The 17355-nt window shown below is 38.5% G+C and carries 16 protein-coding genes; 12 read left to right on the top strand and 4 right to left on the bottom strand.

Features of this window, described 5'->3' with window-relative positions; translation table 11 throughout:
- The first annotated feature begins 83 nt into the window (after positions 1-83).
- The 7 genes from P3L56_RS11085 (at position 84) to P3L56_RS11055 (ending at position 7907) form a co-directional block, all read left to right on the top strand.
- Positions 84-566 carry a GAF domain-containing protein gene (locus P3L56_RS11085; RefSeq protein WP_042843599.1) on the top strand — a complete coding sequence of 161 codons (483 nt, stop codon included), beginning with the start codon at positions 84-86 and terminating at the stop codon, positions 564-566.
- Between the two features lie 110 nt (positions 567-676).
- On the top strand, positions 677-1366 hold the full coding sequence (gene proQ / locus P3L56_RS11080) for an RNA chaperone ProQ (protein WP_042843600.1): 690 nt from the start codon (positions 677-679) through the stop codon (positions 1364-1366).
- 19 nt (positions 1367-1385) lie between these two features.
- Positions 1386-3431 (top strand): carboxy terminal-processing peptidase, encoded by a 2046-nt coding sequence (prc, locus tag P3L56_RS11075; protein WP_129465964.1) that lies wholly within the window; start codon positions 1386-1388, stop codon positions 3429-3431.
- Positions 3432-3663: 232 nt separating this feature from the next.
- Positions 3664-4386: a cell envelope biogenesis protein TolA gene (locus P3L56_RS11070; protein ID WP_316927680.1), complete on the top strand. Its 723-nt coding sequence runs from the start codon at positions 3664-3666 to the stop codon at positions 4384-4386.
- A gap of 431 nt (positions 4387-4817) precedes the next feature.
- Positions 4818-5699: a protease HtpX gene (htpX, locus tag P3L56_RS11065; protein WP_042843603.1), complete on the top strand. Its 882-nt coding sequence runs from the start codon at positions 4818-4820 to the stop codon at positions 5697-5699.
- 329 nt (positions 5700-6028) lie between these two features.
- Positions 6029-7411, top strand: coding sequence for an alanine/glycine:cation symporter family protein (locus P3L56_RS11060; protein WP_042843604.1), 1383 nt, complete (start codon positions 6029-6031; stop codon positions 7409-7411).
- A gap of 217 nt (positions 7412-7628) precedes the next feature.
- Positions 7629-7907: a hypothetical protein gene (locus P3L56_RS11055; RefSeq protein ID WP_042843605.1), complete on the top strand. Its 279-nt coding sequence runs from the start codon at positions 7629-7631 to the stop codon at positions 7905-7907.
- Positions 7908-8096: 189 nt separating this feature from the next.
- Here P3L56_RS11055 and P3L56_RS11050 read toward each other — a convergent pair whose 3' ends face one another.
- Positions 8097-8318, bottom strand: a complete 222-nt coding sequence (locus P3L56_RS11050) for a DUF2594 family protein (protein WP_042843606.1) — start codon at positions 8316-8318, stop codon at positions 8097-8099.
- A gap of 354 nt (positions 8319-8672) precedes the next feature.
- Between P3L56_RS11050 and P3L56_RS11045 the strand changes: the two genes are divergently transcribed.
- The 4 genes from P3L56_RS11045 to P3L56_RS11030 all read left to right on the top strand — a co-directional run bounded on the left by P3L56_RS11045 (position 8673) and on the right by P3L56_RS11030 (position 13275).
- Entirely contained in the window at positions 8673-9872 is a 1200-nt protein-coding gene (locus P3L56_RS11045) for a sugar transporter (RefSeq protein ID WP_370661192.1), read from the top strand.
- Between the two features lie 140 nt (positions 9873-10012).
- Positions 10013-10345: a DMT family transporter gene (locus P3L56_RS11040; RefSeq protein ID WP_042843608.1), complete on the top strand. Its 333-nt coding sequence runs from the start codon at positions 10013-10015 to the stop codon at positions 10343-10345.
- A gap of 48 nt (positions 10346-10393) precedes the next feature.
- Complete coding sequence (locus tag P3L56_RS11035) at positions 10394-10699, top strand: DUF333 domain-containing protein (RefSeq protein ID WP_042843609.1); 306 nt, start codon at positions 10394-10396, stop codon at positions 10697-10699.
- A 293-nt stretch (positions 10700-10992) separates the two neighbouring features.
- On the top strand, positions 10993-13275 hold the full coding sequence (locus tag P3L56_RS11030; RefSeq protein ID WP_198860656.1) for an FdhF/YdeP family oxidoreductase: 2283 nt from the start codon (positions 10993-10995) through the stop codon (positions 13273-13275).
- Positions 13276-13367: 92 nt separating this feature from the next.
- Here the strand turns inward: P3L56_RS11030 and dsbB are convergent, their stop codons facing one another.
- Both dsbB and nhaB read right to left on the bottom strand, forming a co-directional pair.
- A complete protein-coding gene (gene dsbB, locus P3L56_RS11025) occupies positions 13368-13883 on the bottom strand; it encodes a disulfide bond formation protein DsbB (RefSeq protein WP_048607298.1) in 516 nt (171 codons plus the stop codon).
- Between the two features lie 152 nt (positions 13884-14035).
- Positions 14036-15586 (bottom strand): sodium/proton antiporter NhaB, encoded by a 1551-nt coding sequence (gene nhaB / locus P3L56_RS11020; protein ID WP_042843612.1) that lies wholly within the window; start codon positions 15584-15586, stop codon positions 14036-14038.
- A gap of 221 nt (positions 15587-15807) precedes the next feature.
- Between nhaB and fadR the strand changes: the two genes are divergently transcribed.
- Positions 15808-16524, top strand: a complete 717-nt coding sequence (fadR, locus tag P3L56_RS11015) for a fatty acid metabolism transcriptional regulator FadR (RefSeq protein WP_042843613.1) — start codon at positions 15808-15810, stop codon at positions 16522-16524.
- A 102-nt stretch (positions 16525-16626) separates the two neighbouring features.
- On the opposite strand, the gene P3L56_RS11010 is transcribed toward fadR, so the two are convergent.
- Entirely contained in the window at positions 16627-16980 is a 354-nt protein-coding gene (locus P3L56_RS11010) for a hypothetical protein (protein ID WP_048607296.1), read from the bottom strand.
- Positions 16981-17355: the final 375 nt, after the last annotated feature.

Genomic DNA, 17355 nt, shown 5'->3' with positions numbered 1-17355 from the left:
TTACCTCAAAGTGACAAATTGGTAACCTTAGAGTTACTCTTACAGATGTTTCATTAATTACTTGATTATTACTAAAAATAATTATGGATAAAAAGAAGTATTATCTTGAACTTTCAGATAATCTCTCTGCATTATTAGCAGGAGAATATGATTTAATTGCCACCTTAGCAAATACTTGTGCATTACTGTATGAGCGCTTAGAGGGGGTTAATTGGGCTGGATTTTACCTGAGTAATGGGCAAGAATTAGTATTAGGTCCGTTTCAAGGTAAAGTTGCATGTGTTCGAATACCCTTTGGTAAAGGGGTCTGTGGTACGGCTTTTAGTCACAACCAAATTCAGCGTATAGAAGATGTTCATGCATTCCCAGGTCATATCGCTTGTGATGCGGCAAGTAACGCTGAAATTGTGTTTCCTTTGGTGGTAAATGGGCAAATTATTGGGGTTTTAGATATCGACAGCCCAAATATTAGCCAATTCGACCAAGAGGATGAAAAAGGCTTAAAGCACCTTGTAAACCAGTTGTGTCAACATCTGGCAATGTGTTCTATGCCAAAATATTACTAAATATTGGTCAGTTAAATTAATAGTAACGTGGCAATTGTCAGCAACACGATTATAATGTCGGCTTGTTCATGCCCGTGAGGTTGGCAAAATCGTTGTTATCAGGAAATTTCATGGAAAATCAACCTAAGTTGAATAGTAGTAAAGAAGTTATCGCATTTCTAGCAGAGCGTTTTCCTCGCTGTTTTATCGCTGAAGGCGAAGCACGTCCGTTAAAAGTCGGAATTTTTCAAGATATCGTAGGGTGTTTAACTGAAGAAGACGGTATTAGCAAAACGCAATTACGTTCTGCGTTGCGTATGTATACCTCTAGCTGGCGTTATCTCTACGGTGTTAAAGAAGGCGCAAAACGCGTTGACCTAAATGGTGAAGACTGTGGTGAATTAGACGCAGAGCATATTGCTCATGCGCGTCAACAATTAGCTGAAGCTAAAGCTCGTGTTCAAGCGCAACGTGCTGAACAAAAAGCGCAAAAGCGCCCAGCAGCGAAAAAGCCGAGTGAAAAAAACACCCGTAGTCAAGATACCACTAAAGAGAAAGCGCCTCGCCGTCGCCCATCAGACAATAAAGAACGCTCGCAAACTACATCAGCTAAACCCCCCCGTCGTAATAACCCAGCCCCAGAACAGAATCTGAAATCAGTCACTGATATCAACACACTTCAAATTGGTCAATCATTGAAAGTGAAAGTGGGTACTAGTGTGATGGACGCCTCTGTGCTGGAAATTGCAAAAGACGGTGTTAGGGTTCAATTGCCAACTGGACTGGCAATGATTGTACGCGCGGAACATTTAAAGTTCTGATACGGAGGTCAATCAGGTCATGAACAAACTTCTTAAAATTGCACTTGTTGTCAGTTTGGCTACTTTCGGTAGTGCAATTGCTAATACTCAAGCAGTGGCTCCGGTCACTGCGGCTCAGTTACCTGTCTTAAAACAGAGCGCTCAGCACGGCACTGTGAGTGAAAGGGTCACATCAAGGTTCACTCGTTCACATTATCGTCAATTTGATTTAGACAAAGCGTTTTCTGGGAAAATATTTGACCGCTATCTCAATATGTTAGATTTCGGTCACAATGTTTTACTTCAATCCGACGTTGATCAGTATACCAAAGATAAAGGTAAAGTAGGTCAATGGCTTGAGGACGGCAAATTAGATACGTTTTATGACCTGTATAACCTATCGCAGGAACGGCGTTTTGAGCGTTTTAAATATGCATTAGCTCGCTTAGAACAACCTATTGATTTGAACGCGACGGATTCTATTGAAGTTGACCGCTCTAAGTCCCCTTGGCCTAAAGATAAACAAGAACTTGATCGTCTCTGGGACCAAAAAGTACGTTATGACTGGTTGAATTTAAAGCTTTCAGGTAAAGACGATAAAGAAATCAAAGAAAAACTGACCAAGCGATATAACTTTGCTTTGAGACGTCTAACGCAAGCACAAAGTGAAGACGTTTTCCAACTGATTATTAATTCATTTGCACGCGAAATTGATCCACATACGAGTTATCTTTCACCTCGTAATACTGAACAATTCAATTCTGAAATGAGTTTGTCATTGGAAGGAATTGGCGCGGTTTTACAGCAAGATGATGAAAATACGGTGATTAACTCCCTCGTGGCGGGTGGGCCTGCGGCGAAGAGCAAAGAGTTAAAAGTCGGTGATAAAATCATTGGTGTAGGGCAAACGGGCAAACCGATTGTGGATGTAGTTGGTTGGCGCCTTGATGACGTGGTTGCGTTAATTAAAGGGCCAAAAGGAAGTAAAGTTCGGTTAGAAGTTATTTCTGATACCAAAGGGGCGAAGCCTCATATCATCACCATCGTTCGGGAGCAAATCCGCCTTGAAGACCGTGCTGTAAAACTGACTATCAAACAGCAAGGCAAAGATAAAGTTGCTGTGTTAGATATTCCTGGTTTCTATGTTGGTTTAACTAATGATGTAAAAACACAACTGCAAAATATCGCGAAAGATAATGTTTCTGCGTTGGTCATTGATTTACGCGGAAATGGTGGTGGGGCATTAACTGAAGCTGTTGCTTTATCTGGTTTATTTATTCCAAAAGGCCCAGTGGTTCAAATTCGTGATAACAATGGTCAAGTTCGTCAAGATGTCGATGATGACGACGTTATTTACTATAAAGGCCCACTGGTTGTTTTAGTTGATCGTTTTAGTGCATCTGCATCTGAAATTTTTGCAGCAGCGATGCAGGATTATGGGCGTGCGTTAATCGTGGGCGAACCAACTTTTGGTAAAGGCACGGTACAACAACATCGTAGTTTAAGTCGTGTGTACGACCAAATGTTAAAGCCAGAATGGCCTTCATTGGGTTCAGTACAATATACCATCCAGAAGTTTTACCGTGTTAATGGTGGGAGTACACAGCGTAAGGGTGTGACACCTGATGTCGTGATGCCAACAGGTCAAGACCCTGCTGAAACAGGTGAAAGTTTTGAAGACAATGCATTGCCATGGGATAGCATTCCTCCAGCAAACTATGCACGTGTCGGTGATATTTCATCAGACTTATCGCCAATCAAAACTCAGCATCTAGCGCGGATTAGCCAAGACCCTGAATTCAATTATATCGATGAAGATATTGCGCGCTATAAAGCGCATAAAGAGAGTAAGAATCTAATTTCGCTTAATTATGCTGAGCGTCAAAAAGAAGATAATGAAATCGAAGCAACTAAACTTAAACGTATAAATGAACGAAATGTACGTGAAGGTAAGCCATTACTAAAATCAATTGATGACTTACCAAAGGATTATGAAGGCCCTGATCCGTACTTAGATGAAACGGTTAAAATGGCGATTGACTTGGCAAGTCAAAATACCAAGATGCTATCAGGTAATAATCAATAACTAAGTAAAGTTAAAGCTCATTTTAAATAACAGACCCCATACTTATCTATGATTTGTATGGGGTTTTCTTTTATTTAAAGTCATCGATGATGACTTAATGTCTGAGAAAAAGTTAAAACAGATATTAGATAGTTTTTATCGCCTAAAATAATCGTGTCATTCTAGATTTCTTTACCTTTAATTAATTTATTCTAAACTTTTGATAAGGGTTCTTAATTAAAGAGGCAATACCATGGGTAAATTAGTTATAGGTTTAATCGCGGTTAGTATCATGATGGCTTCATCAATAAACACAGCAACAGCAAGAAACTACCCTTGTTCAGGGAGCAAAGGTGGGGTCGATCGCTGTGAAAGCGGTAAGTTCATTTGTAATGATGGCTCCACTAGCCGCTCAGAACAAGTGTGCACCACATCATTGAAAAATGATATTAACAGTAAAGCGGGTATTGCAGGAGCAACCATTGGCTCTGGTGTTACCAAGCAATCAAGTAAGCCCTCTATTTCTGATCCAGTAAAGGCAACGGGAGATAGAGCAAATAAAACGGTAAATGAAAAGGTGGCTAAAAAGAGTGATAAGGCATCAGATCCAGCAAAAGCGATAAAAGAAAAAGCAACCAAAGCCACCGATAAAGATTCGGCAAAAGCGGTAAAAGAAAAAGCAACTAAAGCCACCGATAAAGATTCGGCAAAAGCGATAAAAGAAAAAGCAACCAAAGCCACCGATAAAGATTCGGCAAAAGCGATAAAAGAAAAAGCAACTAAAGCCACCGATAAAGATTCGGCAAAAGTGGTAAAAGAAAAAGCAACCAAAGCCACCGATAAAGATTCGGCAAAAGCGATAAAAGAAAAAGCAACCAAAGCCACCGATAAAGATTCGGCAAAAGCAGCAAAAGAAAAAGTAACCAAAGCAGCAGATAAACAATCAGCGAAAACAACGAAAGAAAAATCAAATTAAACTGAAAGTGTTTGCAACTAACTGTATAATAATGGGTTAGTTAAAAAACAAAGCCATCTTAAGGTGGCTTTGTTTTTCTGAAATAGGCTAATAAAGACTGATATTTATCGATTTAGCGAATAAAGTTGCTGGAAATATAATTAAATGCACGAATAAATTTCCATACGTATAATAACCAGCATTATCATTTTAATATTGGAACAATTTAATGTGAGCTGGTTATAAATTGAGCCTTTAAAAACAATTGGTTAAATTTAATCATTCTTTATTGTGATTGAATAGAGAAAATAGTAACCCGTTTTAGTGGTTTCAATGTAAAGTTATGTTGTTTTTTAATATTTTGATGTTAATTGACTTGAAATAGTGTGAAAAAACCTTATTTATAAAGTAAATTCTACGTGATATTAGTTTTTACCAAGGAATACAAAAAAATGATGAGAATTGCTTTATTCTTACTCACAAACTTAGCCGTTATGTTTGTGTTTGGAATAATCTTAAGCTTAACCGGTATTAGAGGTAGTAGTGTCCAAGGCTTGATGATCATGGCGGGGTTATTTGGTTTTGGTGGTGCATTTATCTCACTGCTGATGTCTAAATGGATGGCTTTGAAATCAGTTGGTGGTGAGGTAATTGAAACTCCTCGCAACCAAACAGAGCAATGGTTAATGTCAACGGTAGAGCGCCAAGCACAACAAGTTGGTATCCAAATGCCACAGGTGGCTATTTACCATGCGCCGGATATCAATGCGTTCGCTACGGGAGCCCGTCGTGATGCTTCGTTAGTCGCAGTAAGTACTGGTTTATTAGAAAATATGAGCCGTGACGAAGCGGAAGCGGTTATTGCTCACGAAATTAGCCATATTGCGAACGGTGACATGGTAACAATGACCTTATTACAAGGGGTTGTGAATACTTTTGTTATCTTTATTTCACGTATTATCGCACAACTCGCGGCAGGCTTTATGTCAAACAGCGATAATGAAAGTGAAAGTAGTAACGGTAACCCTATGGTGTATTTCGCCGTTTCCATGGTGTTGGAAATTGTTTTTGGTATTTTAGCCAGCATTATCACTATGTGGTTCTCTCGTTATCGTGAATTCCATGCAGATGCCGGGTCGGCAAAACTAGTCGGGCGCGAAAAAATGATCGCCGCATTACAACGACTGAAAACGAGTTATGAGCCGCAAGAAGAAGGGCGCTTAATGGCATTTTGTATCAATGGCCGAGGAAAAGCATTTAGTGAATTGTTTTTATCTCACCCACCATTAGATAAACGAATCGAAGCGCTGCGTTCAGGTGAGTATTTAAAATAGTCTAACTTAACTGTTTAGTCGAAATCTAAAAACTAAGCCCAGTAATCATTTTATTACTGGGCTTTTTTTATGGACAAAAGTCCTCTCACTTGTACCAAGAAAGCTGTTAATCAGTAAGAAATTTTAAGCTTAAGATTTATTCACAATTTAACTGTATCGGTAATTAAAACATATTAATCACAAGTGAGCTTTCTCACAATCTTGCATCGTAAGTGGTAATTTTTTAAATTTTTGTTCGCTTTTATTTCATTTTTAATCTTTATTAAATTGATGGTGATTTGTTTAATAAATGTTAATTAAAAAATAAGAGTGATTAACTTGGGGGTAAGATGGAGCTAATAACTACGTGGTTAAGTGAACTCAACGGGATAGTATGGGGCGTACCTATGCTAGTTGGGATTTTAGGCGTTGGCATATACATGCAAATTAGGCTCGCGTTCTTGCCAATAAGGAAAATAGGAACAGGTTTTAGATTATTATTTCAAAAAAACGAGTCACGCGGTGAAGGGCAAATATCGCCATTTAATGCTTTGATGACAGCATTGTCTGCAACAATTGGGACTGGGAATATTGCAGGGGTGGCAACTGCTGTTGTGATGGGAGGGCCTGGAGCACTCTTTTGGATGTGGATGACAGCGTTGGTTGGAATGGCAACTAAATACTCTGAAGCTGTACTTGCAGTTCGTTTTCGTGAAGTGGATAAATATGGGCAATATATTGGTGGCCCAATGTATTACATCAAAAATGGATTGGGGCCTAAATGGATTTGGTTAGGTACTCTATTTGCTTTTTTTGGTGCATGTGCAAGTTTTGGCATCGGTAATACGGTACAAGCTAACTCAGTGGCGGATGTACTAGAAAGTAACTTTGGAGTGCATAAGTGGTTAACAGCAGGGGTATTGGTTTTACTTGTTGGTGCAGTGTTGATTGGTGGATTACGCCGTATCTCTGATGTCGCTGGTAAGTTAGTACCATTTATGACTGTCGCTTATTTTGGTGCAGGGTTAATTGTACTTGGTATTTATTTTACGCAAATCCCTGCTGCAATTTCCTTAGTAGTGACGTCTGCGTTTAACCCTGTGGCGGCACAAGGTGGCTTTGCCGGTGCTGCTGTTTGGGCTGCGATTCGCTTTGGGGTTGCGAGAGGGGTTTTTTCCAATGAAGCAGGCTTAGGAAGTGCTCCTATTGCCCATGCTGCGGCGAAAACACAGAACCCTATTCGCCAAGGGCTAATTGCAATGCTTGGTACGTTTATTGATACTATTATTGTGTGTTCAGTCACTGGTTTGACGATCATTATCACTGGAGGGTGGTTGACTAGCCAGACAGGCGCAACGCTGACCGCTTTTTCATTTCAATCAGCAATACCGGGTGGGAATTATATTGTCGCTATTGCGTTAGCTGTTTTTGCATTTACCACCATTTTGGGGTGGAGTTTTTATGGTGAAAAATGTGTGCAGTATCTATTTGGATTAAGGGCTATCAAACCGTTTAGAGTGCTTTGGTTAATCGCTTTACCAATCGGTGCAACCCAATCACTTGATTTTGTCTGGTTATTGGCTGATACGCTAAATGCGATGATGGCAATCCCTAACTTAATTGCATTGTTGTTATTGAGCCCTGTAGTGTATCGATTAACTCGAGACCATATAAAAGATGTTAATGCGGATAGTATTGATATGGCTAAACAGTTATACGATAACAAATCATAAATACCCCCCGTAAAAAGCTTCACTTCGGTGAAGCTTCTTCATTAAATTAGTGTGTATCCTTACCCCTTTTTGGTTAATCATCTCTAAGTGCTTTCAATGGGTTTTATGTAAACCAAACTACGCAATAGGTTTAAATGCGCTATGCTAAGAATAGTTAATCAATTTTCACTTATGAAATATTATCTATTAACTTTTGACTTATTCACAAGGAGACCAAATGGATATTCTGGAAAAAACGTTGGTGTTTGGTAATGATTTTATGACAACGACAAATCCCGCACGACTAGTTGCATTTAAATTTGAAATCTACCGTTCTGAACAAGGTTTTTATCATAGGATCTATAAAGAGGTTGGGATGTCAGGAGCCAATCTTGGTCAATTGTTCAAAGTATGGGCCTTTGAAGAACAAAAATGTTGGGAAAAACAAACTTCAACTACAACACTCGATGAGTACGTGCAGTACTGCCAAGATATTTATAAGCGGAATAATGTTTAATTAATAAACTGTGTTGGTAGATAAAAAAAGCCCCCTTCATAGGGTCTGAAGGGGGAGCTAAATGAATAAAGAATGGTTTAATTCGAGAACTAAGATAGTTGATTTAAAAATTCAAAACTTAGTTATTTGTGCAGTTTAAACCACTCAATAGAATATATATCCTTAAAATAGCATTTATCGCTAAATAATCTATTGGCGATAGGCCGTTTTTATTTGTTCTAACGTGTTTTTATAGGTTTCTGCTTGTTTTTCATCTTCTATGAGTGCGATTTCACGTTGCATTTTGATTAAAATTTTACCTGCATCAGCTTGACCAATAGCTTTAAGCATATGAGTGAGTAAATTTTTTAAACAAGTTATCTCATCAGCTAAAGTATTCACGTCAGGATCAGTAGGGAAATGGTTTTTCATTAACAAGGTCCTTTAAAAATAAAAAATAATCGTGAGATTGTAGCATAAAAAGGAATGATATGTGCTTTCAGATAAATGAGCGTAATAGTTATTTGCTAAACAAGGGGAACCTATATACGTTAAGGGGGGGATATAACAGGGAAACCTTCCTGTTTTTGTGCTCGCTGGCGGAAGCCTGACCTTTAAGCCCCACTGAAAGTTGTGATATAATTCACAAAAATGGGTTTTAGCTTAAATAAGAGCTGAATGGTTAATCAAACCCATATCGAATACTAATATCCTTTCGCGGCAACCTTCACAAGCTGTTAATCAGTTAGTGCATTTTACTTGTGGGAAATGAAGGCTAAGATGAATATGACTCAGGTTTCTAGAAGAACAGCGTGGATCCGCGTAGTCGCTCTTGCGGTTGCAGCGTTTGTTTTTAATACAACAGAATTTGTCCCAGTTGCACTACTTAGTGATATTGCACAAAGTTTTGACATGTCAGTCGCTCATACAGGGTTAATGATTACGATTTATGCTTGGGTCGTAGCATTGATGTCGTTACCCTTAATGTTATTAACCAGTAAAATTGAGCGTCGTAAATTATTAGCTTTTTTATTTGTCATTTTTATTGTTAGCCATATTATTTCAGGGTTTGCATGGAGCTTTGAAATACTAATTGGTGGGCGAATTGGCGTTGCTTTATCGCATGCGGTATTTTGGTCGATAACGGCTTCTTTAGCTATTCGTGTTGCACCAGCAGGCAAGAAGGCGCAAGCGTTGGGCTTATTAGCAACAGGTACCGCATTAGCAACTGTTTTAGGGCTACCAATTGGGCGTGTAATAGGGCAATTTTTAGGGTGGAGGGTCACCTTTTTATGTATTGGTGTTATTGCCTTATTTACCATGATAGTATTAATACGTTTCCTACCTCGTTTACCGAGTGAACACTCCGGTTCGTTAAAAAGTGTCCCCGTCTTATTTAAACGTCCTGCACTGGTGGGGATGTTTGCGTTAACTGTTCTAGCTGTGACTGCTCATTTTACTGCTTACAGTTACATTGAACCTTTTGTCCGTGAAATCGCATTGCAAAGCCAAAATTTTGCGACATTATTGTTACTGATTTTTGGTGGGGCTGGCATTATCGGGAGTGTTATATTTAGTCGTTATAGTAGCAAGTTTTCGTTGTTTTTCTTACCAACAGCAATTGCCCTAATGACGGTGTGTTTATTATTGCTAATGCCTTTAGGCTCAGATGTCTGGTCGTTGATTATGCTATCCGTTTTCTGGGGTATCGCCATGATGTGTATCGGCTTAGGTCTACAAGTTAAAGTGATTGATTTATCTCCTGATGCAACTGACTTGGCAATGTCAATTTTCTCAGGGATTTTTAATATAGGTATTGGTGGCGGTGCGCTACTGGGGAACCTAGTTATTGTTCATATGGGGATGACTAATATTGGTTATATTGGCGGGTGTATTGGTATAATTACATTGATTTTGTGTATTTACTTATTTAAACGTTATAGTCAATCGCTGGAAGATAAAACTGCAGTTGCAACAAGCCATTAGTCAGTTTTGTAAGAAAATTTATAAAAATAACGCTCTGTCTTTCGTAAAGAAAGATGGGGCTTTTTATTGTTCATTATTTGTATGAATAAAAGGTATAGGGTAAATTTTACCGTTAATAATTTTAATAATAAGGAAAATGTATGAAAGGGCTGAGCTTTTTATTTATTTCTATTATCGCTGAGGTTATTGCTACGACAACGCTTAAGGCTTCAGATGGTTTTAGTCGTTTTTGGCCTTCTTTAGTGGTGGTGATTGGTTATGCGGTGTCTTTTTGGGGACTTTCGCAAGTAGTCAAAGTAATGCCATTAGGGATAGCTTATGCGATCTGGTCAGGGTTAGGGATTGTGTTAGTTTCTATTGCTGCAATTTATATTTACAACCAAAAGCTCGATTTACCTGCAATTATTGGTATGCTGTTTATTATAGTTGGTGTTTTAATCATCAATCTACTCTCAAAGAGTGGTACGCATTAATAAGTGCTACAAAATCATTATGTAGAGCGAGTGTTAGCGGAGAAAGAAATGAGACTTAGAATCAATTTGCGGTTACAAACGATAATGTCAATGGTTGCTGCTGGGGCATTCGTTTTCACTTTATCCGCCTGTAGCAGTTCTGGTGGAAATAAAACCGACCAAGCAGATACCGTAGCTGCAAATTATGCTCAACAAATTGTTAATTTGGGCCCAGGGGTACAAGAAGCTTGTGTTTCGGCTGGCGGTTTACCTGCACTTACTCTAGAGTTAAATGGAACTCAAACTGCGGTTTGTCAATTCGCCAATGGTAAACGTTGCGCTGCTGATATTATTCAATCCGGTGCTTGCATATAACTCATCTTTTTATGAAATGTATTAACCTCTTATTAATCGTTAATATGAGGTTGATTACTTATTAAATATTAAACATTAAATTCATAAAATAATTTTAATAATTATTTATTAGGTTTTATTTTTATTTTAAAATATTCATTTGTCCATCATCTAATTGCGAGCATCTATTTAAGCCCTTAATTTAATTATTGATATTTAATTTTTTAATTACTAGTATTAAATTGTAAAAGCAATTTAGATAATTATAAAAACACAGATAAATACATGTTCTATTTATTAAAGAGTAATGACAAATGAAAAAGAAAATTGAAGAATACACTGGACCTGCCGCCGGTTGGGGGGCAGTTAAAGCTGTTGCAGAAGCATTGCGTGAACAAATGAAAGTGGGTCATGATATTATTGCAATGTTTGATATGAATAAGGTCGACGGCTTTGACTGTCCGGGGTGTGCGTGGCCAGATCCAGTACATACCGCTTCTTTCGATATCTGCGAAAATGGAGCCAAAGCCATTGCTTGGGAGGCCACATCAAAACGTACTACCCCCCATTTTTTTGAAAAACATACAGTAACTGAATTACTTGATTGGGATGATTTTCATTTAGAGAATGAAGGACGTTTAACGCACCCAATGAAATATAATTCATTAACAGATAAATATGAACCGGTCGAATGGGATGATGCATTTCAACAAATAGGAGAGCGTCTGCGGAGTTATTCTGATCCAAATACTGTTGAATTTTATACGTCAGGTAGAACTTCGAATGAAGCGGCATTTTTATATCAATTACTGGCCAGAGAATACGGAACAAATAATTTTCCTGACTGTTCAAATATGTGTCATGAGCCCACAAGTGTTGGGCTAGCTGCTTCGATAGGGGTTGGTAAAGCAACGGTATTATTAGAGGATTTTGATAAAGCGGATTTAATTATTTGTATCGGCCATAACCCTGGGACTAACCATCCACGAATGCTTAGTTCGTTACGTGAAGTTTCTAAACGGGGAGCTAAAATTATAGCGATTAATCCGTTAAGAGAACGTGGTCTTGAACGTTTTACATATCCGCAAGACGTAATAGAAATGCTGACATTAGAATCAACCCCACTTGCTGGTCATTATTATAAAGTGCGGATTGGGGGAGATACAGCTTTAATCAAAGGGGTCATGAAGCGGCTGATTGAGCGACATCAGGCGGCCGTTGACTCAGGCGAAAAAGCGCTCCTAGATACCGAGTTTATATCAGCCCATACCGATGGGTATGAAACATTAAAAAATGATTTACTGACGACCAGTTGGGACGATATTTTAAGGGTATCAGGCTTATCGCATGAGTCTATTGATGAAATCGCAGACCTTTATATTGAAGCGAAAAGCACCATAATTTGCTATGGCATGGGGATAACTCAGCATCAGCATGGAACTAAAAACGTACAGCAATTAGTCAACTTATTGTTGCTGAAAGGTAATATTGGGCGAGAAGGCGCAGGGATTTGCCCACTAAGGGGGCACTCTAACGTACAGGGCGACCGTACGGTCGGGATCACAGAAAAACCATCTAAAAGTTTTCTTGATAAAATTGAACAGCGTTTTGGTTTTCGTCCTCCGAGTGAGTTCGGTCATGCTGCAGTTGCCAGTATGCAAGCGATTTATAATGGGAGTGCAAATGCATTAATCTGTATGGGGGGCAACTTGGCGGTTGCCATGCCTGATAAAGATGCCTGCTTTGAAGGCATGAAAAAGCTTGATTTGGCTGTGCATACTGCGACTAAACTTAACCGTTCTCATTTATTAACAGCCAAAAATACATTCATACTACCAGTGCTGGGGCGAAGTGAAATCGACAGGCAAAGTAGTGGAGTGCAATGCGTGACAGTGGAAGACTCAATGTCAATGGTACATGCCTCAAAGGGGTTATTAAAACCTTGTAGCCCTTATTTGAAATCTGAATGTGCCATTGTTGCAGGGATTGCCAAAGCGACAATACCGAATAGTAAAGTTGAATGGGATGCTTTCATTGGTAATTACGACCTGATCCGTGATGCAATGGAAGCAGTATTACCCGGTTTTGATAACTTTAACGCCCGCATCAAAATACCGGGAGGCTTTCACCTTACAAATGCGGCTTCTGAGCGGCGTTGGTTAACTAAATCAGGTAAAGCTAATTTCATTCCAACTGTTGGGGTGATTGAAGACCCTAATTCAGCGGTAAATAGTGAGCTAGTTCTTGCGACATTGCGCAGCCATGACCAGTATAATACGACCATATACGGGTTAAATGACCGCTATCGTGGGGTATTTGGGCAAAGGGATGTCGTTTTTATTAGCGGTGCTGAGGCGCAAAAACAGAAATTAAAAGCGGGGGATAAAGTTAACTTAATTGCGTTAGATAGCAACCAAAAACCGACTAAGCGCCGTTTAGATAATTTAACGGTGGTTATCTATGATATGGCTGACCGTTGCGTTGCGACTTATTTCCCTGAAGCCAATAATTTAATTTCATTGGATAGTTATGACCCGGAATGTGGGATACCTGCCTATAAAAATATCCCAATCAAATTAGAACACGTAATACAGTAATTATGTGTATTTATATTTATCAATCAGATTAAATGTAAGATATCCCCCTAGTTTGAAATTAAAGCTAGGGGGATACAATAAGAAGGTTTAAATCATTTTTTAGCAGGGAAGAATTGGCTAATGGCAACAATAATGGCGATAACAAAATAAACAGCAAAAATACCAATCAACCATTGAGGCATATCGAGCCCTAAAAATGCCCACTGCCTAACCGCGCAGTCACCCGTCGCTTCAAATACTGCTGGAACCCAAGTTTGCAATGGTAGCCAATCAGGGAAGTTCACAAAGAAATCACAAGATGCGAATGGAGAAGGATAGAGCTGGAGCATGGTATGTTCCCAAGAAAGCTCTAAGCCACGCCAAGCAGAATAAACCCAAATAATGATAGCAACCCAACGAATGATAATATTACGTGGTGCAATTGCGCCTATTAAGCCGGCAGCCATAACACCAAGTAATGCAACGCGTTCATAGATACACATTACACAGGGTTGTAGTTTCATCACATGTTGAAAATATAGAGCAGCACACTCGAGCATGAAGGCAGTAAAGGCCATCAATAGCCATGCACCTCTTCCTTGTGAGCAGTAGTTAAAAAATCTGAACATACTTAATATCCTAATTGAGTGATGCGCACATTTTGCCCTTATCAGACGGATAAAAAAAGCACTTAAAGTGAAATAATGCAATTTTAGATAGGGTTTTACGCAAAATTACAAATGAGCCGTATTTGCATACGGCTCATAGTTTATCAGTATAGTTATTGTGCAAATGTAATCAAACCAATACTTTCCATCCAATAGGTTATTGGTACTAGCCATAACTCAACGCCTAATAAGCCGACAATTGTCATGACAATGGTATAAGGCAAAGCCATCCATACCATCCGGCCATATGATAAACGGATCAAAGGTGATAACGCTGAAGTCAGCAAAAATAAGAAAGCAGCTTGACCATTAGGGGTGGCAACAGAAGGTAAGTTTGTCCCTGTATTAATTGCAACCGCTAGAAATTGGTATTGTTCCATTGATACTAAGCCGTCATTTGCTGCTTTTAGGGCTTCGGTAATATACACAGTCCCAACAAATACATTGTCTGAAACGGCAGATAATAGGCCATTGAACAGATAGAACAATGACAACTGCGACGATTCAGATGACTGTAATACAAATTGAATAAACGGAGTAAATAGCTGTTGGTCAATGATAACCGCTACAATACTAAAAAACACCGTAAGTAATGCGGTAAATGGTAGCGCCTCCTCGAAAGCTTTACCTAGAGCGTGTTCTTCTGTGATGCCGCAAAAAGCGGTTGCCATCACAATGACCGATAACCCAATTAAGCCAACTTCTGCTAAATGGAAAGCAAGAGCCACAATTAACCAGATACCGATTAAACCTTGAACAATCAGTTGTGCCAGCTCTTTTTTGGTGCGTTTTTCAGTTAGTTTTTTATCGTGCTCGGTTAATATTTGGCGCACGGAAGCAGGGAGTTCAGCTCCATAACCAAATAACTTAAACTTCTCGACAAGAAAGCACACTAATAACCCACAAATAAAGACAGGAATAGTGACGGGCGCCATACGGATATAAAAAGTGATAAAGTCCCAGTTAACATGTTTAGCGATGATCAGATTTTGTGGTTCCCCCACCATTGTCATCACCCCACCAAGGGCAGTACCAATACCCGCATGCATCATTATGCTGCGCAAAAAAGAACGGAACTGTTCAAGTGTTTGTTTTTTTTCTGTACTATCAATAAAACCATCATTTTGTAAGTCGGTATCGCTGTGTTGGTTAGAAGCATATTGATGGTAAATAGAATAAAAACCAATTGAGACGCTAATGACTACGGCTATAACCGTTAAGGCATCTAAAAATGCAGATAAAAATGCACTCGCCATACAAAATGCAAGGGAAAGGATGCGTTTAGAACGCACGTTTATCAACAGTTTGGTAAAAACGAACAAAAGCAATTGCTTCATGAAGTAGATACCGGCGACCATAAAGATCAACAGTAAAATAACCTCAAGGTTATTGCTTATTTCATGTGAAATTTGTTTTGGTGTCGTCATGCCGATGATCACGGCTTCGATTGCTAATAACCCCCCAGGTTGCAATGGATAACACTTAAGTGCCATTGCTAAGGTGAATATAAATTCAATTACCAATAACCAGCCTGCCACAAAAGGGCTGATAAAATAGAAAACAACAGGGTTTATTATTAGAAATATGATAATTGCTAATTTGTACCAATCTGGTGAATTTCCAAGAAAATTTTTCAAAAAAGCACTTTTTAAACTAAAATCCATTATGGTTCGTTATCCTCTTTATACGGATGTCGTGTAACGTTCTATTACATACTACTCTGATCTTTTATCGATTATAAGCCCATTTGCTAATTGATAATGTATGAATTATATGGGAATTCTATGATTCGTCTCACTCTTTATTTTGAGTCTAACTATATCAGGAGACGACAATCTGGTATGATTTCCCCAATATCCGTCTAAATGTTTGGAATAATAAAAATATGGTTATTAAAGCTCAAAGTCCGGCAGGTTTCGCGGAAGAGTACATTATTGAGAGCATATGGAACAACCGTTTTCCACCAGGTTCAATACTACCCGCTGAGCGTGAACTCTCCGAGTTAATCGGTGTAACACGCACAACTCTTCGCGAGGTGTTGCAACGTCTAGCGCGTGACGGTTGGTTAACTATTCAACATGGTAAACCAACAAAAGTGAATAACTATTGGGAAACATCAGGCCTCAATATTTTGGAAACACTGGCCAGATTGGATCACGATAGAGTGCCTCAGCTAATTGATAATTTATTAGCTGTGCGGACTAATATTGCTGCAATTTTTATTCGTACTGCATTTCGTAATAACCCTGAAAAGTCGTTAGAAGTGTTAGCTGGCCGAGAAAAAGTTGATGATAATTCAGATGCATTTAGTGATTTGGATTATAACGTCTTCCGTGGGCTTGCATTCGCATCAGGTAACCCTATCTACGGTTTGATTATTAATGGCTTAAGAGGGCTATATACGCGTGTTGGGCGTTATTATTTCTCTAATCCTGAAGCAAGACGCCTTGCATTAAGTTTTTACCAACAATTGAGTAATCTTTGCCGTGAGCAAGCATACGATCGCATTATGGATTGTGTCCGAAATTACGGGAAGGAAAGTGGCTTAATTTGGCATAGTATGCAGGGTAATATGCCTTCAGATTTAGCACACACTCGCTAAATTAGGTAATCGATAAGGCATAAAAGCCAGCCCGCATCTTATGTCGGCTGGCTTTTTTACAAGTGAATGATTGACTAGATTAGTAAATACAATATGTATTAACTAGAGTTTGCTAGGACATGTACAGTAGCGAGGGATAGCAATATCTTCGGAATAATCTACATCTTTATTTTCTAACCGAGTAATTATTTTGTTTAATTGCTCACTTTCGCTTAAAACCAAATGTTCACCCTTAGTTACACAATTGAATTGAACTGTAGTTTTAACATAAGAAACTGCCGTTGCTGGGGGGGTACATATAGGAAGGGGTCTTATAGAAAAGCATATATTTTTCCCTTTATCTTTTATCAAATTTCTTTTCATGGTGGGTTCGCAATACTCTTCTGCAATACTTGGGGCTATAGATAGAAAAATTACATTCAGGGCACAAATAATAGGGATGATCTTTTTAGTCATATACTTTCCTTTAACATTTTTAATCGTTTTTTTCATAATGGATTATTATTTGGATAAATAAGCTAGGAAAGAATATATTTTTAGTATAAAAATTTAAGTCTCGTAATTTGTAAACCCACCCATAAAAGACAGTATTCATTAAATTAAAGTATAAAATATCGAACTTGGTTTTTTTGAGATTAATTATTTTTATTTAAAATCAATTTGATATGTTCTTTTTTTGTTTTTGGGCTCTAATTTCACTAGAACAATTAACTTTTTTGTAAATAAAAATCATCAAGTGTTGGTTTTATTATCTATTTTGTTAAAAGTGTTAATTCACCACATTGGCAAATAATTTCTAGAATATTATCCTAAATAATAATTGAATACTTT

Origin of the sequence: Providencia sp. PROV024 (assembly GCF_032709665.1) — a bacterium.
In the GTDB taxonomy this organism is placed as follows: Bacteria; Pseudomonadota; Gammaproteobacteria; order Enterobacterales; family Enterobacteriaceae; genus Providencia; species Providencia huashanensis.
This window is presented reverse-complemented; position numbering and strand designations above follow the sequence as displayed.